Raw genomic sequence first — 23,276 nt, forward strand, 5'->3', positions numbered from 1 at the left:
GATCTAGAGCGTGACAGGATCAAAAAGGTGATCGATCGTGCCGGTGCTATCCGCGAATGTTTCCAAGGGAACGCCCACTTTGTTTAGCAGGGTGAGATGCAAATTCGAAAGCGGTGTCGCGCTCTGCAGTTGAATGTGTTTACCCCCGCGATGTTGCCCCGCTGCTCCTCCTGCGACCAAGATAGGAAGGTCCGAGTGATCGTGCGCATCGGGATCTCCCATGCCGCTGCCATAGAGAAAGAGAGAATGGTCGAGCAGGTTTCCTTCTCCTTCGGGAGTCGCCTTCAATTTAGCGAGAAACTCTGCGAACAACGCGATATGGAATTGGTTGATCTTGGCAACCTTCTGAAGCTTTTCGGGGTCCCCGCCGTGATGCGTGATCGGATGGTGAGGGTCGGGGACACCGATCTCAGGATACGTACGATTGCTCGCCTCGCGGGCCAACTGAAAGGTCGTGACCCGTGTGATATCCCCTTGGAAAGCGAGTAACTGCAGATCGAACATCAATCGCGCATGGTCTGCGTACTGGATTGGGACGCCTGTGGGGCGATCCAAATCAGGCAAGGGATTCTCGAGCACACTTCGTTCCGCTTTCTGAATGCGTTGCTCCACATCGCGAACGTTTTCGAGATAGCTTTCGATCCGTTGGCGATCCGAAGCTCCGACTCTCTTTTTGAGCCGCGAGATCTCCTGGGTCACCGAGTCGAGGAGACTCGCTTTTTGTCGCAAGGCTTCCTGCCGTTGCTGCGCGTCACCACCTTCGCCGAACAAACTCTCGAATACCAATCGTGGATGTGCTTCTGCGGGAAGGGGTGTGGTCGGCGAGGACCAGGAGAGATTGTTCTGATAAACGCACGCGTATCCGTTGTCGCACTGCCCTACTGTCGACAAGAGATCCATGGAAAGTTCGAGAGAGGGAAGCTGCGTTTCGGCTCCGATTCGCTTCGCCGCGATTTGATCGACTGTCGTTCCCAAGTAGTAATCCGTGCTCTCCGTCAGCTTCGCTCTCGCTGCGCTGAGAAAGGCCGAATTCGAAGTCGCATGGGAACCCGGATAGGCATTCTGCAAGTCGAAACCAGAGAGAACGCTGATATCCTTCGCGAGAGGTTGGAGCGGGGAGAGACTCGACGGGAGATTCTCTAGCGATTCGCTCTCGGGCTTCCATTCCTTTGCGTAATACCCCATCGGTACATACACGTAACCGATCCGTTTTAGATTCTGACGACTTGCGACCGTCGCAGCTTGCGCTGTCATGGCTGGCACCATAGCGTCGAGCAGCGGAAGCGATAACGCGACGCCCGTACCGCGAAGGAGTGTGCGTCGATCGAGCGATTTCTTGAGAATCATTCCTTGTGCCTCATAAGGAAAGGACGGCTTTGCGTGATGGCGAGGAGAATCGTATGAAACCGGAAATCGTCTGCGGCGGCTTTTCTTACAATTTCTCTTACATAGGGTCCGTCTTCGATTTCGGCGCCCCTTCCAAGCCCATAAGTCAACAGCTTCTCTACCAATGTACCAACGAATGCATCCGGCCGCTCCAGAATGCTGGACTCCAGATCGGCAACCGATGACGCCCGCTTCCCATCCGGCAGAACCGTCGCAGAATCGATAGCCGCGTCTCCATCCCAATGTCTCCATCGACCAAGGGCATCGTACGATTCGAGCACAAATCCGACTGGATCGATCAGTTCATGACAGGATGCACACGCTGGATTCTCGCGGTGCTGGGCCAATCGTTCGCGAGTTGAAGCCGGACGGGACGATGAACGCTCTCCCAACGCGGGGATATTGGGGGGAGGCGGTAGCGGTGGCGTACCCAGGATATTTTCTAAAACCCAGCTTCCTCGAATCGTCGGAGAGGTCCGAGTCGCATACGACGTTACCGACAGGAGACTGGCGTGTCGAAGTATTCCACCTCGATGGAATTCTCCGACGTTCTCAACGCGTCTCGTTTCGCTCCCCAAGATTCCCGATATTCCATAATGGACCGCGAGTCGCTCATTCATAAACGAATGTTCGCTTTGAATGAGCTGGAGGACCGAGCGATTCTCCAACAAGACTTCGCGGACGAGCGACTCGGTTTCTTCACGCATCGCGTTTCGCAAGTTGTCATCGAAATCGGGGTACAACCGTAGATCGGGAGAAATACTCGATAGATTGCGGAGATAGAGCCACTGCGATGCGAAGTTAGTCACCAATGCCTCGGCCCGGGGATCGCGCAGCATGCGTTTTACTTGCTCCTCCAGGATCGAAGGCTCTCGCAATCGACCGCTTTCGGCTAGTCGTAACAATTCTTCGTCAGGAATACTGCTCCACAGAAAAAAAGAGAGTCGACTCGCCAATTCGACTGGACTCAGGGGCACGAGAGGAGGCGAATCGATCGAGGGTTCTTCGTTCGACGATTCGATTCGAAGCAAGAAATTCGGATTGACCAAAATCGATGCGATTCCCGCCTCCAGTCCATGGGCAAACCCTCGCGACTTGGCCGCAAGCTCAAACATCTTCCGCGGAGTCTCTAAATCCTCGTCGTGGATCGGTCTTCGGTACGCGCGTCGCGCGAGCCTCTCCAACACACCTTTAGCCACTTGAGCCTCATCCGCAGCATCCGGTTGCACCGAAGCTCCCGCAAATAGCATTCGGGTGACCGGTGTGTCTGGGATGACATCCGTCTTTCGATCCAGCGGGCCCACGATTGATATTTCGTAAATCGCTGGGTGCATGCGCGGGTGCCGGTGTCGATTGTAGGACGCATCGAATGGTTGTCGTTTGATCTCCAAAAGGGACGCACTGGTCGCTGGAAAGGTTGCGCCGACGCGACGCACTCCCGCTTCTACCGGGATTCGAACTCGGAGATTGGCATCGATCAACGTGTGATCGTCACCTTGCGTCGGCTTCTGTATTGCAAACCGATGCACCGGAGCGCGCTCGATCAAAATATCAAGATCCGTTGCCTTGCTGAGCCCCTCCACTTTTTCGTCGCGATCTCGCGTCAACCGAACCTGGATTTCATAGATCCCCGTTGCAGGGAACGCGTATTCGAACTGCGCACCACCGCGAGTTCCGAGCGGGAGCCCGTCCACATGAGACTCCTGGCTTCGATCGGGCGGAATACGAACGGTGATTCCAGCTGGACCAAGCTCCTGAATTCCGAGCGCCAAACGACTGACATTTTGAGCAGCTTGAACCGCTCTCGAAATGAACGCGGGCGTCCACTCGCCCACCGTGATATTGTCAAAACCTTGGCTGGATTCATCCTTTGGTAGGAAGGCTGCAGCATCAATCGGGATTCCCATCAAATCGCGGATGGCATTCTGATATTCGGTGCGGGTCAAACGTCGCAACCCTGGAGTTTTTGCTACGCGTGGATGGGCTTCGCTCTGCTGTTGAAGCCCCTGCTCCATTTCCGATCGCGCTGCCTGGAGCAACGCCGGGTCCGGTCGGTCATGCGAGGGGGGTGGCATTTGCCCTGCCCGCAGCTTGCGTAGGATCCGCTCCCAAGGCTTGGTGTCCAAGTCTGGGCTGTCCCAACTGGCGGATTGGGACAACAGCCCTTCGACCGAAAAAGAACCCTCCGGCGATGGGCCGGCATGGCAATCCAGACAGGATTCGTTGAAGAGCCGCTCCACGGGAGGTCCCATCGCGATTGCGGAGGGGTTCCACTCGGAAGCGAGAGAGACCAAGAGTATGACTCCGCATGCTGCGGCAATTCTGTTTGCGAACATCGTATGCCCCATCCTCTCGAATGGCTCGGCTTTCAAAAATCCCATACGCGGTTCGCCCCCGGCGCGACCAGTTTGATCCAGTCGATCTGAACGAAGTCTTGTTTCGCAACTCGCGATGGGCTCGAGGGTAAAAAGAGCCGAAGGATCCCTTGGGTTGGACCGGTCTCAGGTATTTCTATCACGATCTCATTCCAAGAATCCGAGGGGAGTTGGTAATCGACATGGTGCAACTCTTTGTTCGAAGACAAGCCAGCATTCTCGAGCCAAGCTACATGCCCAGTTCCTTCGGGACCGCGAAGTCGAATTTGCAGCTTGGAATGAGATGGGAGTTTACCCATGGGGAAACCGAGAAAGGGGCGTTCGGTGGTCGGAAGGAACTTTGCGACTCCGTCTTTGACTTGCGCGGTGCATCCTCGCGCTCGCCATCCCAGCAATTCCGGCAGAGGTTTGTCGTTCGTGTTGACTGCCTTCGACGTCGTCGCGGATGCATCGGATGCGCGTTTGGCTTTAGGCTTTCCCTCCTCCTCGGGATCGTATCGGGATGGATCAAAGTTTGGATTGCGGACCGGCACTACCGCATGGGTGCTTTGGAGGAAGCCTTCGATCATGACATCCAGTTCGACAACTTTCTCAGGCTCCTTGGCAGCCAAATTATTTTGCTCGCCAGGATCCTTCTCAAGGTCGTACAGGAGATACCGATGAGATCCATTTCCCGATCCGTGGAAAATGCGAATCAGTTTCCATCGCTCGTGATGAACGGCAACCGCGGGTGGTAACCAGTCGGGAACCAAGGGCGAGTGTGGAAAGTACTGGAAGGTAGGTGGGCGATGCAGTGGCTCACCGCGAAGAGCAGGCACGATGTCCGCCCCATCCAGCGGATAGTCCACGCCGGTAGGAATACCAAGACCATGAAGAAGTGTCGGAAAAAAATCCTCACTTTGGATCAACGCGTCCGATTGGCTTTCTGGCTGTGTGATGCCAGGCCAAGATATCACGCATGGAACACGAGTTCCCCCTTCGTACATCGTCGCCTTTCCTCCGCGCCAGGGTTGGTTATCGGTAGGTACATAACCATCCAAGTCGCTATACATGTTCCCGCCATTGTCCGAGGTGAAGACGATGATCGTTTTGTCGATCAATTGCAGTCTCTCCAGGGCGTCGAGTAACCGGCCGACCGCATCGTCCATGCTCGATACCATCGCGGCGTAGGTGGGACTCCGCTGTGGATCACTGGACTTCACCCGCTTTCGGTACTTTTCGATTCGATCCGGTTTCGCATCGAACGGGGCGTGCACACTGAACATCCAATAGTTGAGGAAAAACGGTTTGTCTCGATTGGCTTCCAGCCATGCGACCGCTTCGTCGGCTATGCGATCTTCGATATGCTCGGAAGCGACCTTCTCTTGAAAGGAGGGAAACTTCCACGGAGCAACGTAGCTTCCCGCCGGGCCCGGCCCCGGGTGATGCGGTATATCCACGTCGAATCCCTGTTGAAGGGGGGAATAAGGTTCTGCCCCTAAGTGCCACTTGCCGAAATGACCCGTGGCGTAGCCCGCCTCCCGGAAGGCCTCGGCCAAAGTTCGATACTCCCTCTTCAATCGTGTCACAGGATTGGGTTGGATCGCCATTTGATTAGGAGGTGCACGCGTACCTACCGAGGCGTTAAGGACAACTTGTGGCAAGTGGCAATTGGGGGTGGTGATGCCCGTTCGTGCAGGACTGAGGCCGGTCAAGATCGCGGAGCGATTGGGAGAACAGAGGGGACTTGCTGAGTAAGCCCTCGTAAAGGTCATACCGAGCTTCGCCAGTCGCTGAACATGGGGCGTGTCGTACAAGCTCGTTGTGCCATACAGCGTGGTGTCGCTCCAGCCCAGATCATCCGCCAAGATGAAAACGACGTTGCGTTGGGGCACCTCCTCTGCATGAAGGTTCATTGCCCCGAGAAGCGACAGACCGATGCACACGAGTATGTGGAAGGAGGATCGCATGCTCGCCCATGAAGGAGAGAGGAGGTTCATCATGGAGATCGTAAGGGAGGTGTTGGTTGGATAGACAGACCGAGTCTAGGCGGGAAAGACGACCTTGTCGTACACGTCGGCTGCCAGAAGTTGGCATCCGATTGCCTCGAGCTCGATTTTACCTTCCAAGGTCGAGCAACTGGCCAAGCTCCAAGTGGCATCGTCGCGACGGGTGAAGCAATCGATGGCGTACCGATCCTGAGCGATCAATACATAGTGCTGCAAACCGGGAATCGTTCGATAATGCTCAAACTTCTTCCCCCGATCATAAGCTTCCGTGGAATCGGATAGGACTTCGACCAGGATAATCGGATTAAGCAATACATCCCCTCCATCGGAATCCAGTTGAGGATCTCCGCAGACGACCGAAAGATCGGGATAGGTATAAAGGCCCGTCGCCGCCACGCGCAACTTCAAGTCGCTTGGAAAAACTCGACAGGGTTTTCTCTTGAGTTGCAGTCCCAGACTCTGAATTCCGTTGCTAACGATCAAGTTGTGATTGGCCGACGCCCCGACCATTGCAAACATCTCACCCCGAAAGTACTCCGAACGGAATTCCGCCTGGCGTTCTCGATGCAAGTATTCATCTGGGGTGATGCACGGTTTAGGGGCGGTTGCCATGGAAAGGATTCCTCGCGTTTTCAGGAAGACCGATGCCTCTCCATTATAACCTCGGAGATCAGGCCGGCTGAGGTGGATTCCCCCGATAGGATCCACCCTGATTCAGGCTGAATACCTTCTTTTTCCACCTCCGTTCGAAAATCCCCCATGGTTTGACCAGACGTGTCCCTGCTACACCGATCCTAGAGGTAACAGGATGGAACTCAACGGAGGAAAGGGACGAGCGATGAATGCAAAAGAGATGGTGGCAATCAATCGAGCGATGCAGAACCCAGATGACTTGGTGGTTCAGCTTCAGTACATCGATAAAGCGGGAATCATTACTGAGCGAGTCATCAGCCCGATCCGATGGCTTGGTGGACAATCCCTACTGGCACTTTGTCTTTGTCGCGAAACACCCCGAAGGTTTGAATTGGCGCGATGTTCGCAGATTCGGCTCGTGAGAGCCGATGATGTCCTGATGCCCGTGCCGATTCGCACGATCGAATCGGCGACCTCGCTAGAGCCCTGCCTTACGTAGCGGTTGCAGCCAGCTGACCGGCTTGGTGATCGTTGTCGACAGTGTCCCCGGCAATCCATCCACTCATCAAGACCATCGGCATACCAGGTCCTGGGTGAGCAGCCCCCCCAGCCAAATAGAGGCCCTTCAGATCCTTGGAGCGGTTCGCAGGCTTGAATGCCCCCAGATACTTGCCGTGGCTGGCCAAACCATAGATGGCACCATTGAGAACCCGGTACCGTTTGTGGATTCCTTCGGGGGTCAACGAGGCCTCGCAAACGATGCGATCGCGAATCCCTTTCATGCCTCCTGTCCGTTCCAGCTTGTCCAGGATCACTTCCCGATATTCGGGTAACATCTTGCTCCAATCGTGCTCGGGTCTCAGATAGGGGGTATGGACCAAGATGTACAAAGCTTCTCCTCCTGGCGGTGCAACAGCAGGTTCGCTGATCGAGGGGGCGCACACATAAGCTGTCGGATCGGGAGCCGGTTTGCCTTGTCGGTAGATGTAATCGAACTCTTCGTGGGGATCTTTGGAGAAAACAAAATTATGGTGAAGCAGATGGTCGTACTTCTGGTTTAGTCCCAGATAGAGCACGACTCCGGAGCAAGCCGGTTCGTACTTGCGTCGTTTCTCAAACTTCTTCTCGGTCGCTGTTCCGTTTAGCAATTCGCGGTGTGTTCGGACGCTATCGCAGTTCGAAACCACCGCATCGAATTGGAATGTTTCGCCGGATGCGGTCGTAACGCCGCGCACCGATTGACCATCGTTTTGAATGGAGACGACATCGATGCTCGTTCGTATATCCACGCCCAATTCTCTCGCGAGCTTTTCCAAGGCGACGGGAACCGCTCGAGTACCGCCAATCGGATACCACACCCCTTCCTCAGTTTGCATATGCGCGATCCCGCACAGAACCGCAGGGGAGGCTTCAGGGGACGATCCGACGTATTGGGTGAAGTGGTCGATCATTTGCGCGGCCCGTTCGTCTGGAACACACGACCGGACCAATCCCGCAACCGATCTCCCCATGCGAAGGGACAATACATCCTTCAGAACGGCAGGTGAAAAAGCCCCTCCCACCTCCATCGTATCGGCAATACCTCCAACGCTCCGCCAGAAGAAGAACTTGTCTGATACTTTGTGCAACTGCTTCGAGATTTGCATGAATCGTTCGTAACCAGCCCCTGCACCAGGGTTCTTGGAGAATTTGTCCAAGTTCTCTCGCATCTTTTGGATATCGGAGATGAGGTCTAGAACGCTGCCGTCTTCGAAGAAGCATCGCCACTGTGGATCGAGCGGGACCAGATCCATGTAATCCTCGAGCTTGCGATTGGCTTCACTGAAGATGCGTTTGAGGACCGATGGCAGTGTGAGAATGGTCGGTCCCATATCGAATCGGTATCCGTCCTGCTGATGAACGGCTGCCTTGCCACCGACCCATTCGTTCTTTTCCAGCAGCGTAACGCGGTGCCCACGGGCCGCGAGCGTGCAGGCTGCGGCGAGGCCGGCGAGTCCTCCGCCGACGACGCCTATGTTCAAGGAACGACCGTTTTGTTGGATCATGACAAACCTCAAAGTCCGATTTTTTGTGGGTTATTGCTTGTTTCGCATCGCCAAAATAGCTTGAACAATCTGCCGAACGCCATTCCAACGAGCCAGCCAAGTGCTCGAGTGGACGCATTGTAGCAATCCGTCTAGGACGGATTCGTCGGCCGGTGTCGGGGGCTGAGCGTGGGGTAGCCAAGCCCCTTTGCGAACCGAAACGACCTTGGGAACGGTCATCGAGAGAAGCCCTTCATCCCCTCGCGTCACACCAAATCCGCTTTCGCCACGGCCGCCGAATGGGAGTTGCGGATCCGCCGTTGGGACGATCAAGTCGTTGATCGTGATGCAACCGGCGGTGATGTATTTGGTGATCCGCAATGCGTCTTCCAAGGGACCGAAGATGCTTGCCGAAAGTGCATACGGGCATTGCGAGTCTGCTTGCAAAGCATCCGCCCAATCGTCCACCGGAATGATCATCAACACCGGCGCGAAAATGTCCCACGAGCACATGTCCATGGCGGGAGTCATATCGGTGAGAACCAGGTGCCCCATCGCCACTGTCTTGGTATTACCCGACTCGCTCGAATCGTTCCGCTCCAAGGTCCGCAGATCGGGAAGTGGATGTCGTCCATGGCTTTCGAATACCTTGGCACCCTGGGCTACCGCGTTTTCGACGCCATCCCAGACTCGGCGATAAACGGATGTTGGAATAGGGGAGCTCCAATCCCTTTGATTCTCTTGCGCAAGTCGCTGGGCTAGCAATCGATGGAACACCTCAGACGCTTTTCGGGTGATAAAGACCCTTCGCGGGGCCATGCAAGTCGCGCCACCGTTGAGCCGCAATCCGAACAAGAGCAAATCGCAAACGCGATGCATATCGGCCCCCGGCAGTACGTAGACCGCATCGCAGCCACTCAATTCCATGGTGGCAGGAGTCAACGAGTTCGCCAGCCGTCCGAGGACCGTGCGGCCTGATGCGCTGCTACCTGTCATCACGACTTTATCGACACCAATTTCCATCGCATGCTCGGCGGCCGCGATGCTGCTATCCAACACCAAGATCAAGCCCTCGGGGACCCCTGATTCTTCCAGGATCTTCACCCACAACTCGGTGACCCTTTCCGCGCCGGGAGCCGGCTTGATCACGACACCGTTTCCGGCCGCCAACGCCTGCAAAGTTTGTACGCCAGTCAACAGCAACGGATAATTGCCCGCCCCGATGATCAAGACCAAGCCATGGGGAACTCGCTCCACCGTGGAATGGAGACCTCCCAGCCAAAACGGGGTTACCCAGCGGCTCGCATAGCGCGTCTTCAAAATCTTGCGTGCTCGTCTGCAGACCCATCTCGCAGCATCGGCCAAGGGAAGCAACTCCGCGGCAACGGTCTCTCGATACCCTTGCCGCGTTGGGGTTTGAATCGCGTCGGCCAACTCCCGCCGGTAATGCACCAGCAGGCTTCGCACTTTCTTGAGCCTGCTCAATCGCTCCTTGAGCGGCAGCTGACTCCATGCCAGCTGAGCTCCGTAGGCGCGCGAGAACTCGCTCTCTTTCGGGGAGCTTCCGGCTTTGTGGGGAATGCTTGAAAGCTTGGACAAAAAGGACGCATCGACATTCATGCCATGAGCATATCAGTATCCCTGCACTCCAGGTAGGGCTTGAAATCGCAGCGTATTCCTCCCTCCTTTCCTAAGACCATGGCCGTCTCGGAACACGGTCCGTGTTCCTTCAAGGGAAACCTACCAGCAGATTTACTAGCCACTCCCATTGGAAGCCTTATTCCAACCGGGGCAAATCGATCTCGTCTCTCGATTCCTTTTCTATCTTTTTCGAGGTATCGCAGCGCCCTTGCAGCCCACAGTCATCCACGGCGACACCCGATTTTCCTATTTCCCCCCCAATTGGCACGACCCATGCGTTCTACGCAATAGTGCTGATGCCAACCCGAGAACTTCCACGCCCGGGTTCTCCCTTTCTTTTATTCACTTAGGATTCCATTCCACAGGACGTTTCCCATGCGACGATATCGATTCCCTCAGCACCGCGGCTTCACGCTCGTCGAGCTGCTCGTAGTCATTGCTATCATTGGTATTTTAGTAGGCCTACTCTTGCCTGCCGTGCAAGCGGCCCGCGAAGCAGCTCGTCGGATGCAGTGCTCGAACAATCTCAAGCAGCTGGGTCTCGCGGTTCATAACTTTGAGAGCGCTCGCAAAGAAGTTCCGACCAGTCTTCGCCCACCTTCCAATGTTGCAAGCTCCGGAGAGCAAAGCCGGGTTTCGGTTCTCACGGATCTGCTACCCTTCTTGGAGCAGAACGCGATCTACGATCGCTACAACAAAGCCATCAACTGGAATCAAGGGACGAATATCGCATTGTCTCAAACGCGTATTCCTGCCTTCGTATGCCCATCCAATCCCGATGGTGGCGCGCTGGACACGGCCCCACCGGGGAGCACGGCGGCCTTCATCCCGGGCATTGCGTCGTCGACCGACTATTCCCCCATCTTTGGCATCGCCCCCGGCGTATTCACGCAAACACTCGGCTTGAGCGCCCCACCCGAACTCTATCGCGATCCGGCAGAAGTGTTCGCGGGCGTGAATCCTCCCTACACCTATGTACGTGGCTTCTTCCCAAAGAATGCGACCATCAACCCATCGACGGGACTTCAGACGAGCAAAGGTTACAAGTTCAGCAACGTCTCGGATGGTCTTTCGAATACGTTGGCCATCGCGGAGTCGGCGGGGCGCCCTTTTGTGTATGCGAAACGCAAGAAGTTATCGGGAGGTAATGCACTCAACGATACGGATGCGTCTTCATCCAACACCGATCGATTGAACTCGGGAGGATGGTCTCGGCCCGCAAGCGATCTCATGCTATTCGGTTCGACCAACGATCCGAGAGGTGTGTTGGGGGGGACGGTTTCCTTCAACTCGACGAACGGACATAACATCCGCGGTTTGACGTATACCCCGCAAGGCATCGCGCAGACCATTCTCGGGTTACCTATCGCCACCCACGGAACCGGTGCCCCTTATTCGTTCCACACCGGCGGAGCTCACTTTGCCCTTGGGGATGGATCGGTTCAGTTCATCAGCGAAGGGGTCAACCTCGCTGTCTTCATCTCCCTGGCAACACCCGCAGGTGGTGAAATCCCAGGTGAGTTTTGATCACGTAACGAGGTGGCGTCTTTCGCGCCGCAGTCCCATGCATCCCAAAGCCCATGGTACCCATCCCAAAACCCATGGTACCGCGGTGCAGACATCGGTTTGCACTCCGAGGATTTCTTGAAAGGAGTATTGATTTTGATTCCATCGCTATCGCCACGCTTTAAGTTCCTTTCCCCGCTTGCGGTAACATTCTTGGTGACGGCAGTGGCCTGCATAGGTGCAACAGGATGTTCAAAACCCTCCATGCCATGGGAGAAAACCTATCCTGTGAGCGGGGTGGTTCAGTACAAAGGGAAACCTGTGGCGGGGGCTGAGCTGGCGTTCTTTCCCGTCGACGTTTCGTTTCCAGATGACGTCCGGCCGAAGGCCAAATCGGATCCATCTGGAACTTTTGATATCTGGACGTACGTTCAGTCAGATGGCATACCGGCGGGCAAGTATCGAGTGACCGTGGTGCAGCACGAAGTTTCGGTTTCCAAAGGCACTATCGTCGCGAAGCCGAATGCGCTGCCGAACAAGTACGCCACACTCGATAAAACAGATCTGCAGATCGAGATCCAGCCGAACGACCGCGGGCCGATTGCTATCGACTTGAAGTAGCGCACCGCAGAACGGCATTGCAAGAATGACATGAATCGCACTTCGCTCCTCGCGCGGTGAGTGAAGTGAATTCGCAGAGCGGTGTCTAATTCATCAGCGGCAAGGGAGCCAGGGAGACATGAATCTTGAACTGCTGGCTATCGCGGATGTAGATGATATCGACTTCGCGATTGACCCCGGTCAGGCCGACCAACTGGACGAGATGCTCATCGTTGTCGACTGGGGTTCCATCGAATTCGAGGATGATATCTCCATACCGCAATCCGGCTTGCTCGGCAGGGCTGTTCGGCTTGATCACCTTCACAAAGGCGCCGCGAGGGGGCGGAGTTCCCGGTGCGGTGTTGGAGGCGTTAAAGGCTCTCTCGACACTCACTCCGAGGTAGGCGCGTTGCAATTCACCTCGCTCCACCAGTTGTTTTGCGACACTCACCGCGATATTGACCGGGATAGCAAAGCCGATCCCTTCGTTGCCTCCGCTGTTGCTGGCAATCGCGGTATTGATACCGACCACTTCCCCACGCATGTTCATCAGCGGACCACCGCTATTGCCGGGATTGATTGCAGCATCGGTTTGAATGAAGTCTTGGAAGACGATGGCTTTGGAGCCCAACTCCAGATTGCGTCTTCCTTTTGCGCTGACGATTCCGTAGCTGACCGAATGGTTCAAACCAAAGGGGCTACCGACGGCGAAGACAAAATCTCCGATCTCTAGTTGCCGGCTATCGGCGATCTTGGCGGTGGGGAGAAGGGTTCGATCGATTTCGATCACTGCGACGTCCGTCGAAGGATCTTCGAGAACGCGGAGGGGGGTCAACAATCCACCCTCGGACGTTTCCAAGCGAATGTTTTGCAGAGGGGCACCATGGATCACATGGCGATTGGTAAGAATAACGTTGATGTTGTTGAGGGCAACGATTACGCCCGATCCCGCCTCTTCGATTCGTTTTGTTTCCCGAGGCTTTCCGTTGGATCGCTCTGGGGATGGCTCCTCTTTGATGGCTTCAATGTGAACCACGGTTGGGGCGACGAGTCGAACGACGCGTCGAAGCAATGATTGATGGCGTTCGAGAAGCTCGACCTCTTGGGCAATTTGTTCGTATTGTTCATCGCGGGATCGGTTAGAGAGGAAATCGGTTCCGGTTCGAACGGAAACGGGAATCTGCTCCGAACCCCGCGGGGGAAATGCCGGAACAGGTTGTTGCGCCATTGCACTTCCGGAAAGACCTGCAACACAACCTACAACGGCAGCGTCGCGCACCGACTTGGAAACCCAAGCTTTGAACCAGGCACGAAGCGAATTGCGTTTTCTGCGACTGGATTGTTCACGCATAGGATTGGCAGTTCGTAGCGGTTGTAACAAATGGCGAAACAGCTCACAGCGGTCCGTTGCAGACGTTAGCAAGCCTTTCCTCAGATGTCGGCCGTACCCCGTCGAGGATCGAGCGCTTCGAACTCAAATCGAATCGAAAAGGGTAGGAGGACCACCGCATGTGCCATAGGTTCGTGCCCTATCGATTATCCCGATCGTTCTGTCGGAATCGTAAAGAAGCTGTGCAAGAAGGCGTGGTTCTGACCGTAGTGCCCGGGGGATGTTCAAACAAAAACGGTCCGTTTGGCAGTTCGCCTTCCAGGCGACAGAGAGGCTGCCAAACGGACCGTGTTATGTTCTATCGCAGCGATTCTCGCAGCGAATCAAGGGGCTTGGTCGCCCCCCGATATTTTGTCAAACGACTATTTGCGGATTGACCGCCTGCTAGACGATGAGTTCGGGGTCTTGGCCAGGCTGTGGAACCCAGTAACGTCCGTCATCATCTGGCTTGAGAGGTGCTTCGTCGGAGAAGTCATCCATGGCGTCGGTGTTAGCGAGGGAGACTTTGCTGTTGAGGCAATCTTTCCAGCTGAGCTTCTTACCGGTGTAGGTCGCCATCCGTCCCATGATCGAGGTCATGGTGCTGTAGGCACCGTAGTCACCTTCATTGGGGATTTCGCCCTTTCGGATCGAAGCGAAGAGATCGACGTGCTCCTTCGCGTGGCCTTGCTCGTTCGCGGGTGCGGTCCAGATCACCTTATTATCGCGATCGTAGATTTTCCCTGCATTGATTTCGCACCAGCCCTTGCTGCCGTGCGCGTACTCTTTGACTTCGTTCCAGCAGCCGGAGATTTGACGGCATTGGGAGAGTAGCTTGGTACCATTCTCGTAGGTGAATTCGACGAAGTGGTGGTCATAGATTTGACCGTATTGCTTGCCGGTCCGAACCTGGCGTCCTCCTTGCCCCTGTGCTTCGACGGGATAACCATCCATCAGCCAGTTGATCACGTCCAAGTTGTGGATGTGTTGTTCGCAGATGTGATCTCCGCTGAGCCAGTTGAAGTGGTACCAGTTGTTGATTTGGTATTCGAGTTCCGATTGCTGTGGTTCGCGGTTTCGGACCCAGAGGTCTCCCATATTCCAGTAGGCGCGGGTCAGGATGATGTCTCCGATAGCACCGTCGCGCAGCTTTTGAATCGTCGCTTGGTAGCCCGATTCATGCCGGCGTTGCAATCCGACGCCGACTGCCAACTTCTTTTCTTTGGCCATCTTGTTGGCCTCGAGGACGCGTCGGACGCCGGGAGCATCCACCGCGACCGGCTTTTCCATGAACACATGCTTGCCAGCCTTGATCGCGGCTTCGAAGTGCATGGGTCGGAAGCCAGGCGGGGTTGCCAGGATCACCATATCGACATCGCTTTCAAGCACCTTTTTGAAAGCGTCGACACCGACGAAGGTGCGATCTTTCAAATCGACCAGGGCGGCGTGCTTCTTTTGGATCGCGCTCAAGGACCCGTCGATTCGGAATTTGAAGGGGTCAGCAACCGCGGTCAGTTTCAAACGGTTCGAGTCGCTTGCCGTGTCGAGAGCTTGGAGGGCCGCACCCGTTCCTCGTCCACCGCAACCGACCAATCCGATTTTGATTTCATCGCTGCTGAAGGTGTGAGCGGCTCGGCTGATGGGCAAACTGTTCACTGCGACGGCACCTGCTGCAACGACTCCTCCGGCCTGGAGGAAACCGCGGCGGGATTCAGTCGACTGAGATTCTTGTGGCTGACTCATAGATCTGTTGAAAACTCCAAAATAGGAAATGGCAGTGCGTGGGTCGAGAGATGGTATCCGAAGCAATCAGGACCGAATCAACGCCTCTAGAAGGAGAGCGGATGCTCCACGCGGACCCGGCAAAAGTGGAGGACTTTTGCTATAGGAGTCGAAGAGGAAAAGGGCTGTAGCCAATGGCTGTCAGGCCAACGTGGAGCACCGGCAGGATGAACCAGTCTTTTGGCGAACGAGTCCGCCAAAACCCCCGGCTAAGGGAGCTGAATTTACCGGATACCGAAACTATACCTTTGATTTGATCCTCACGCAACCCTTTGGCAGGGATCAAAGGGAATTCACGAAACCTAAACCTGCGTCCAATGGCCATTTTCTGCCTCTTGCAAATAGGCCTTGAGTATCCCCTTGGTAGCCGATAAGTTGCTGCCAAACCAAGATTTAGCTTGCTCCCAGCCCTCCGTGGAGCCTTTCAAGGCGGAAACGTTTATGCACCCCTACCGAACCCATCATTGCTCCCAACTCGCCGTCTCCGACGTCGATTCTCTTGTGCGACTTTCCGGCTGGGTCTATCGGGTTCGCGACCACGGAAACGTTCTCTTTATCGATCTCCGCGACCATTACGGGGTAACCCAAGTCGTCGTGGACAAGGACAGCAGTGCGTTTTCGATCATCCAGTCGGTGAAGCTGGAGTCGGTCATTCGCGTCGATGGAAAAGTCCTGGCCCGGAGCGGCGACCGAATCAACCCCAACCTCCCCACTGGCGAAATCGAGGTTCGGGCTACTTCGATTGAGATCATGTCCGAAGCTGCCGAGCTTCCTCTCCCGATCGCGGGCAACGCGGAATATCCTGAAGAAATCCGCTTGCGCAATCGCTTCCTGGACCTTCGACGGGAAAAACTGCACGCCAATATCGTGCTCCGCTCCCAAGTCATCGCGAGCCTGCGACGCCGGATGATCGACCAAGGATTCACCGAATTCCAAACGCCGATCCTGACCGCATCGAGCCCCGAGGGAGCCCGGGACTTTCTCGTACCTTCCCGTTTGCATCACGGGAAGTTCTATGCGTTGCCGCAGGCCCCACAGATGTTCAAACAGCTATTGATGGTGGCTGGGTTCGATCGCTATTTCCAAATCGCTCCCTGTTTTCGAGACGAGGACGCGAGAGCAGACCGCTCTCCCGGTGAGTTTTACCAACTCGACTTCGAGATGAGTTTCGTCACCCAAGAGGACGTGTTCCAAGCCATCGAGCCCGTTCTCCATGGTGTGTTCGAGGAATTCAGCAACGGAAAGAGCGTCACTCCGCCCCCGTTCCCTCGCATTTCCTACAAGGAAGCGATGCTTAAATACGGCAGCGACAAACCGGACCTGCGCAACCCGATTGAAATCGCCGATGTCACGGAGATCTTTCGGGGCGGTGGCTTTGGCGTCTTCGCCAATGCGATCGAGCAAGGCTCGGTGGTTCGCGCCGTTCCCGCGCCCGGCGCTGGGGTCCGTGCTCGAAGCTTCTTCGATGGCACGAATCAATGGGCCAAGGACGAGGGCTATGCAGGGCTCGGCTATATCAACTTCAAAGGCGGGGAGCCCGGAGGTGGGGTCGCGAAGAACTTGGGGCCTGAACGGGTCGCGCAACTCGTCTCCCAAATGGGCTTGGGCCCCGACGACGGCGTCTTCTTTGCTTGCGCCAAACCGAACGTCGCCGCCAAACTGGCGGGTGCAGCCCGAACGAGGGTCGGCACCGAACTTGGACTGATCGAAAAAGACACCTTCAAGTTCTGTTGGATCGTCGACTTCCCGATGTTCGAGTGGGATGAAGTCGAGCAGAAAGTCATTTTCAGCCACAACCCCTTCTCCATGCCGCAGGGCGAAATGGAAGCGCTCCAAACGATGGACCCGCTCGATATTCTCGCCTACCAGTACGACATCGTTTGCAATGGGATCGAGCTTTCCTCGGGAGCCATTCGGAATCACAAGCCCGAGATCATGTACAAAGCGTTTGAAATCGCAGGCTACGATCAAAGCGTTGTCGATGAACAATTCCGCGGAATGATCAATGCATTCAAATACGGTGCACCGCCTCACGGCGGATCGGCTCCCGGAGTCGACCGCATCGTCATGCTCCTGGCGGACGAACCGAATATTCGCGAAGTCATCTTGTTCCCCATGAACCAAAAAGCCGAGGACTTGATGATGGGAGCCCCATCGGAAGTCACTCCAAAGCAGCTCAAAGAACTCGGTATTCGCTTCATCGGCGACACCAAACCGCAAACTCCAAACTAGCGAAGGGCCCAACCGCGGCCCGTGCTGCGATCGAAACGGTCAGAGCGAATTTTGGCTGGTAAAAAGGCTTCGCTCCGGTGACAATACCGCCATGCTAAGAAAGTTTCTTCGTTCCAAGATTCACCGCGCAACCGTAACGCAAGCTGACTTGCATTACGAAGGGTCTTTGACGCTACCTCCCGATTTGCTTTTGGCAGCCGGGATCGATCCCTTCGAGTCGGTTCATGTTTGGAACGTCACGCGTGGCACTCGGCTTGAGACCTACGCTATCTTGGGCGAACAGGGCTCGAACGATGTCTGCATCAATGGCGCGGCAGCCCACTTGGTGCGTCCCGGCGATATCATCATCATCGCGACCTTCGGATTCCTACAGGAAACCGGGCCGGAATGGAGAATCCCGGAGCCCAAAGTCGTCTTTGTGGACGACCAAAACAAAATCACCTACACCGGACGCGAAATTGCTGGTCCTCGCCGGCGCATCGTGGGGGAAACCTCGCCCGATTGCTGCTAACACCAAGCGGGTCGGCGAAGACTCGAGTGCACTCGACTTGGAAAGCCTTCTTATGTTGGAACGCACGTTAGAGCCCGAGATCATGGATTCATGCGAAGAGGCAATGGCCTACGACGCGATGGATCATTCGGCCGTCAACGAAGCATTCGCAAAGGACTTGCTCGCCGTCCCTTCTTTAGGAACCGACCTTCTCGATTTGGGAACCGGGACGGCGTTGATCCCTACCGTACTCTGTCGGTTGAATCGGGACGTCCGAATCATGGCTGCCGATGCGTCGCGTTGGATGCTGGAGATCGCACGTTACAACCTAGAGGTCTTTCAGTGCGCATCGCGAGTCCAACTCCACTTGGTCGATGCCAAAGACATGATCTTTCAAGATAACTATTTCGACGGTGTGATCTCCAACACCCTCCTCCATCACTTGCCCGAACACGATAATTTCTTCCGGGAAGCGATCCGCGTGCTTCGTCCAGGGGGCGTGTTGTTTTTGCGAGATTTGTTTCGACCCGAATCTGAAGAGGAGTTGGAGAAACTCGTCACGACCTACGGAGGAGCAGATTCGAATGGGCAGCAGTTGCTACGCCAAAGTTTTCATGCCGCGCTCACCCTACCCGAGATTCAGTCGCTCGTCGAACCTTTCGGGATCCCACGAGAGTGCATTCGCATGACGAGCGACCGGCATTGGACTCTGGCCGCTAGAGCCTCGTCGTCGAAACAAACATTTGCACCTGTGGATCAAATCCAGCCATCGACCGATTCTTCTCGTCAAGCGTGATCCCATGGAACAACAGTATTTGGATCTGATGCGTCAAATCATCGAGCATGGTGATGCGAAGAGCGACCGAACCGGTGTGGGAACACGGAGCCTGTTCGGCGCACAAATGCGATTCGACCTGTCCAAGGGATTCCCGCTCATCACGACCAAGAAGCTTCATTTGCGGAGCATCATCTATGAACTCTTGTGGTTTCTCCGCGGGGAAACCAATATCTCCTATCTGAAGCAAAACCGGGTGAGCATTTGGGACGAATGGGCCGATTCGCAAGGAGAATTAGGTCCCGTCTACGGAAAACAGTGGCGTTCCTGGGAGTGCCCCGACGGGAGAGTGATCGACCAGATTGCTCAGGTGCAACAGCAAATTATGAAGTCACCCGACTCAAGGCGATTGATCGTCAGTGCTTGGAATGTGGCCGACATCCAAGACATGGCTTTGCCACCGTGCCATCTCCTGTTTCAGTTTTATGTCGCCAACAACCGGCTCAGCTGCCAGCTTTACCAGCGCAGCGCGGACTTCTTTCTGGGTGTCCCTTTCAACATCGCATCCTACTCCCTTCTCACCATCATGATGGCGGGATCCTGTGGATTGATACCAGGGGACTTTGTCCATACCCTCGGCGATGTGCACCTGTACAACAACCATCTCGAGCAGGCTCAATTGCAGTTATCTCGCACTCCGCGAACTCCCCCCAGACTCGTGCTCAAGCAATTCCGTCCGAGCGTGCTCGATTACGAGTTCGATGATATCGAACTACAGGATTACGATCCACATCCTCATATCCCGGCGCCTGTCGCGGTATAACCTTCCATTGCGCCGGAGCCCATCGATTGGGTTATCCGTAGCGAGAGTCGCTTTCGGGCTTGATGGTTCTCACGATTTCTTCTTTGAGAACGTCATCCAATTCATGTGCGACCAAGTACCCCTGTAACGCGGTTTTCAGTCGATTCGACTGGCTGCGAATCGCTTCGCTTCTTCGATCGCGAGAACGTAGTGACGAAATCTCCACGTCCAGAAGAGTGCAGACCTTCACGTTCCCACTCTTGCCAGCCACCTTCATCTCAATGTCCGCAACCTCGATCGACATCCGGAATTTACCCAACCGCTCGTCGGACCGTTTCGGAATCGGGGTTTGTTTGCAGTCCAAGTCCAGGATCACATGGTTGCTATCGACGTGTTGAACCACTGCATGGAATTCCCGGACAAATCCTTTGAGCTTTTCAAGCGTGACAGCCCGCGGAACATTGGTGAAGAGCTCGGTTCGGATCGATTTTTCATTCGAGGAACAGAGCCAGCCCCACCAAGATCGTTTGGAACTCAATCGGATCTTCTGAGAAGACGGTTCAGCATCTCCTAGCGCAACAACTTGGTCGCGGCCACTTTCCTTTGCAATCAGCAGGCCACGGTCTGCTCGCCCCAAGACGGTTTCGGTAGAGTCCTCGGGCTGCACGATCGCTACGCCGAAACTCGCGGTGAGGCACTGGTTGCGCAGAGAAGGAATAGGAGTGCGCTGAAGCTTTTTGCGGATGGTTTCGGCCAACTCCTTTGCTTCTTGAAGGTCGCATTGCCCGCAGAGCATGACGAATTCTTCGCCACCGTAGCGCGCGACGAAGTCGGATTCGCGGCAAGATTCCTTGAGCAAATTCGCAAACGCAATCAACGCATCGTCCCCCGCTTGGTGGGAGTACGTATCGTTGATTTTCTTAAAGAAATCAATGTCGCAGATAATGACGCTCGCCGGCTCTCCCGTGCGCTGATGGTATTCCACGAACTCGGGAAGCTGACGGTTCAGTTCGCCTCGGTTTGCCAGCTTGGTCAGCTGATCCTGGCAAGCCCGCTCGCTTAGGTGAAGGATCTTTCGTTCGAGTTCCGCTGTTTCGCTCACGTCTTCGATGATCATGGCTCCGCCGCATAGATGACCTCGATCGCTGATCACCGGCACCACATCGACTTGGACCTGAAACATCTTGCTCCCCTGCGTCCGGATCGCAAGCCTCTGCTTTTTGGTCTCACCGGTAGTCATCAATGCGCGAAAGGGGCAATCCACTTCTTGCAATTGAAAGCCTTCCGTATCGCAGAGACCGGCGATTTGAGGTGTCCAATACTGGTGAAGCACGGACGTTACCGATCGTCCCGTAAAACGTTCGGCGGCCGAATTCCAATCGAGAATACGGTATTCGGAATCGATGAAGACAACGCCGTTTTGAACATGGTCCATCATATGGCGATAGAAGGTCTCATTCAGCGAATGGACCAGAGTGCTCCCCATACGATCGTTCCCTGGCTGGCGATCCATCTCAAACAGTCGTGAAAAATCGTGCTGTTCGATGCGATTGATCCAACGTTCCGCCACGCGGGCTTGTAGCTGCCTGTCATTGCTCAATACAAGCTCGGCGAACGACTTCGCCAATTTGGGATCAAATTGGGTGCCACCCAACCGAATGATTTCCGCGAGAGCCATCTCACGTGTCATCGCATCGCGATAGACTTGCTTCGCGGTCATCGAGTCGTATGCATCGATGACATTGACCAGTCGGCTGGCGAGCGGCGCGATATCGGGCGAAAGCAGATTGCTGGACGATTCATAGCTGGTCCCTAGACCCGCGATCGCGAGCAATAGCTCTTTGCTTGCTCCCGCCGCTCGAAGAATCTCTAAACCGACTTGGCTATGCATATCCATCATCGACTGCTCGTGTTCCAACAACCTCTCGGGCTTTTGCAGGACACGATCAGGAATGCCAATCTTTCCTATTTCATGCAGCAGGGCGAGCGTTTCGAAAAGCTGTTGCTGATCTTCCTTCAGCTCGTGCTTCGTCGCCCAAGCCGAAGTCCAGAACGCAACGCGGAGCGAATGCGCAGCCGCAGGCGGATGCTTGGCTCGGAGGGAAACGTAGAGACTCGAAACGGTCCCAAAACGAGCATGCACCATCGACTGCCATGCGCCGGCATTTTCCGTGTTGATCTGAGTTGGACAGATTGGTAGCGGGATCGATGCACCGGGGAAGGGGCCGCCCACCGTTTGGCTTAATACGTCGCTAAAATCTGACATGGTTCCAACGTCGAAAAGTGTGGTTTCTCGCAGTGAAAAACTGTACGATGCGTTCGCGACGGAGAATTCCTTAGCCCAACGTTCGTATTCAAATTCGCGTTAGCCGAATGAGAAAAGGTGCGGGTTGAAACGATTTTTCGGATCAAGCAGTTCGTATGGTCCGCACGTTCCTCTGCGTTCTTGGAATACTTCCGTCGCTAACTCATGCCTCCTTCCTTTCCACCGACTCTTTGCCCCAAGCCATGTTTATGAGCCCTTCACTACCAAAGCTTCCTTCCCTCGTCCGAATTCGGGCGTTGTCTTTGCCTCTCCGGACCGCCATGCTCCTTGCCATGGCATCCGTCTCCACGCCGTTGTTCGGTCAGCTCCCCACGGGATGGAAACAACACGACTGGGACCGAGAGCGCCCTGCGATCGTCACGCCAGGTGAACTCGCCGGCCCGGTGGCTCCCCCGTCGGATGCGATCGTCCTCTTCGACGGAATGAGCCTCGACAAATGGCGGTCCGCCGACGGGGGGCCAGCAAAATGGGTGATCAAGGAGGGCGTCATGGAGTCGGTTCCTGGCAGCGGTTACGTCTACACGGCAGATTCCTTTGGCGATGTCCAACTGCATGTCGAATGGGCAGCCCCGATGAAGGTGGTCGGAAAAAGCCAGGGCCGAGGAAATAGCGGAGTATTCCTGCAGGGACTTTTTGAAGTGCAGGTCCTCGATTCGTTCGACAACATCACGTATGCGGACGGGCAGGCAGGGGCTATCTACGGCCAGTATCCACCCCTCGTGAACGCCAGTCGCAAACCGGGCGAATGGCAAACGTATGACATTGTCTTCCGGCGTCCCCACTACGAAGAGAACGGAACGCTCCAACAACCCGCTCGCATGACGGTTTTCCATAACGGTGTCCTCGTTCAAGACAACGTGCGCCCCCTCGGCCCAACCTCGTGGCTTCAGCACCATCGCTACTCGAAAAGCGAAGAGAAACGCCCCCTGTCGTTTCAAGACCACGGAAACCCTGTCCGCTACCGAAACGTTTGGCTCCGAGAACTCCCACCCGAATCCATTCCGCAACCCAAATCTCCTTACGACCCTGTCATCGTGGACCTTACCGAGGAGCAAAAGAAAAAGCTGGTCGGCAGCTACCAACGCTCCGGAGGAGGGACTTGGGAAATCACCTCGAAAAACGGAAAGCTCTATCTCAACATCATTGTGAATCCTTTGGAACTGATTCCGCACAGCGCCTCGGAATTTGGCCTAAAGTACACAGCAGGTTTGGTCACGATTCAGTATGATGATGCGGGAAACCCCAAGGAACTGGAGTTTCAAATGGGTGGAGACACCAGCCGCGCGGTGCGGGCTCCATAACGCCTCGACTCCCGGTACATCCCCGATAATCGTGGCATTCCTCGCG

General features: G+C 55.4%; 17 protein-coding genes. 8 read left to right on the forward strand and 9 right to left on the reverse strand.

The annotated features are described in order from the left end of the window. Window positions 1-3: 3 nt before the first annotated feature. Genes VN12_RS19110 through VN12_RS19125 form a run of 4 tightly spaced genes read right to left on the reverse strand, consistent with a single transcriptional unit; the run spans window position 4 to window position 6,361 of the window. Window positions 4-1,347, reverse strand: a complete 1,344-nt coding sequence (locus tag VN12_RS19110) for a DUF1552 domain-containing protein (protein WP_146678311.1) — start codon at window positions 1,345-1,347, stop codon at window positions 4-6. Next, window positions 1,344-3,722 (reverse strand): DUF1592 domain-containing protein, encoded by a 2,379-nt coding sequence (locus VN12_RS19115; protein ID WP_168164501.1) that lies wholly within the window; start codon window positions 3,720-3,722, stop codon window positions 1,344-1,346. The genes VN12_RS19110 and VN12_RS19115 overlap by 4 nt, the downstream gene beginning before the upstream one ends. Before the next feature lie 32 nt (window positions 3,723-3,754). After that, window positions 3,755-5,743, reverse strand: coding sequence for a sulfatase (locus tag VN12_RS19120; protein ID WP_205855092.1), 1,989 nt, complete (start codon window positions 5,741-5,743; stop codon window positions 3,755-3,757). Window positions 5,744-5,785: 42 nt separating this feature from the next. Then, window positions 5,786-6,361 (reverse strand): Uma2 family endonuclease, encoded by a 576-nt coding sequence (locus VN12_RS19125; RefSeq protein ID WP_146678313.1) that lies wholly within the window; start codon window positions 6,359-6,361, stop codon window positions 5,786-5,788. A gap of 196 nt (window positions 6,362-6,557) precedes the next feature. Here VN12_RS19125 and VN12_RS19130 point away from each other — a divergent pair, with 196 nt between their 5' ends. Next, window positions 6,558-6,881: a hypothetical protein gene (locus VN12_RS19130; protein ID WP_146678314.1), complete on the forward strand. Its 324-nt coding sequence runs from the start codon at window positions 6,558-6,560 to the stop codon at window positions 6,879-6,881. Here the strand turns inward: VN12_RS19130 and VN12_RS19135 are convergent. Together VN12_RS19135 and VN12_RS19140 are read right to left on the reverse strand one after the other, a co-directional pair. Then, the gene (locus VN12_RS19135; RefSeq protein WP_146678315.1) at window positions 6,874-8,427 is read right to left on the reverse strand and encodes a phytoene desaturase family protein; all 1,554 of its coding nucleotides are present in this window, start codon (window positions 8,425-8,427) and stop codon (window positions 6,874-6,876) included. The genes VN12_RS19130 and VN12_RS19135 overlap by 8 nt on opposite strands. Before the next feature lie 30 nt (window positions 8,428-8,457). Further along, a complete protein-coding gene (locus tag VN12_RS19140) occupies window positions 8,458-10,026 on the reverse strand; it encodes an aldehyde dehydrogenase family protein (protein ID WP_146678316.1) in 1,569 nt (522 codons plus the stop codon). Window positions 10,027-10,422: 396 nt separating this feature from the next. Between VN12_RS19140 and VN12_RS19145 the strand changes: the two genes are divergently transcribed. Together VN12_RS19145 and VN12_RS19150 are read left to right on the forward strand one after the other, a co-directional pair. Continuing rightward, window positions 10,423-11,574, forward strand: a complete 1,152-nt coding sequence (locus VN12_RS19145; RefSeq protein WP_146678317.1) for a DUF1559 domain-containing protein — start codon at window positions 10,423-10,425, stop codon at window positions 11,572-11,574. A gap of 243 nt (window positions 11,575-11,817) precedes the next feature. Then, window positions 11,818-12,174: a carboxypeptidase regulatory-like domain-containing protein gene (locus tag VN12_RS19150; protein ID WP_146678318.1), complete on the forward strand. Its 357-nt coding sequence runs from the start codon at window positions 11,818-11,820 to the stop codon at window positions 12,172-12,174. An 85-nt stretch (window positions 12,175-12,259) separates the two neighbouring features. Here VN12_RS19150 and VN12_RS19155 read toward each other — a convergent pair whose 3' ends face one another. Continuing rightward, on the reverse strand, window positions 12,260-13,504 hold the full coding sequence (locus VN12_RS19155) for a S1C family serine protease (RefSeq protein ID WP_240491195.1): 1,245 nt from the start codon (window positions 13,502-13,504) through the stop codon (window positions 12,260-12,262). A gap of 423 nt (window positions 13,505-13,927) precedes the next feature. Continuing rightward, window positions 13,928-15,265, reverse strand: coding sequence for a Gfo/Idh/MocA family protein (locus tag VN12_RS19160; protein WP_146678319.1), 1,338 nt, complete (start codon window positions 15,263-15,265; stop codon window positions 13,928-13,930). A gap of 387 nt (window positions 15,266-15,652) precedes the next feature. Here VN12_RS19160 and aspS point away from each other — a divergent pair, with 387 nt between their 5' ends. The 4 genes from aspS to VN12_RS19180 all read left to right on the forward strand — a co-directional run bounded on the left by aspS (window position 15,653) and on the right by VN12_RS19180 (window position 19,624). Beyond that, window positions 15,653-17,536 carry an aspartate--tRNA ligase gene (gene aspS / locus VN12_RS19165; RefSeq protein ID WP_205855093.1) on the forward strand — a complete coding sequence of 628 codons (1,884 nt, stop codon included), beginning with the start codon at window positions 15,653-15,655 and terminating at the stop codon, window positions 17,534-17,536. Window positions 17,537-17,627: 91 nt separating this feature from the next. Beyond that, window positions 17,628-18,047, forward strand: coding sequence for an aspartate 1-decarboxylase (gene panD / locus VN12_RS19170; protein WP_146678320.1), 420 nt, complete (start codon window positions 17,628-17,630; stop codon window positions 18,045-18,047). Window positions 18,048-18,099: 52 nt separating this feature from the next. After that, window positions 18,100-18,822: a class I SAM-dependent methyltransferase gene (locus VN12_RS19175; protein WP_146678321.1), complete on the forward strand. Its 723-nt coding sequence runs from the start codon at window positions 18,100-18,102 to the stop codon at window positions 18,820-18,822. Between the two features lie 4 nt (window positions 18,823-18,826). Further along, complete coding sequence (locus VN12_RS19180; RefSeq protein ID WP_146678322.1) at window positions 18,827-19,624, forward strand: thymidylate synthase; 798 nt, start codon at window positions 18,827-18,829, stop codon at window positions 19,622-19,624. Window positions 19,625-19,655: 31 nt separating this feature from the next. Here VN12_RS19180 and VN12_RS19185 read toward each other — a convergent pair whose 3' ends face one another. Then, on the reverse strand, window positions 19,656-21,869 hold the full coding sequence (locus VN12_RS19185) for a diguanylate cyclase (protein WP_146678323.1): 2,214 nt from the start codon (window positions 21,867-21,869) through the stop codon (window positions 19,656-19,658). A gap of 332 nt (window positions 21,870-22,201) precedes the next feature. Here VN12_RS19185 and VN12_RS19190 point away from each other — a divergent pair, with 332 nt between their 5' ends. Beyond that, entirely contained in the window at window positions 22,202-23,230 is a 1,029-nt protein-coding gene (locus VN12_RS19190; RefSeq protein WP_205855094.1) for a family 16 glycoside hydrolase, read from the forward strand. Window positions 23,231-23,276 lie beyond the last annotated feature (46 nt).

It is taken from the genome of Pirellula sp. SH-Sr6A, from assembly GCF_001610875.1.
Taxonomy (GTDB): domain Bacteria; phylum Planctomycetota; class Planctomycetia; order Pirellulales; family Pirellulaceae; genus JBKCUI01.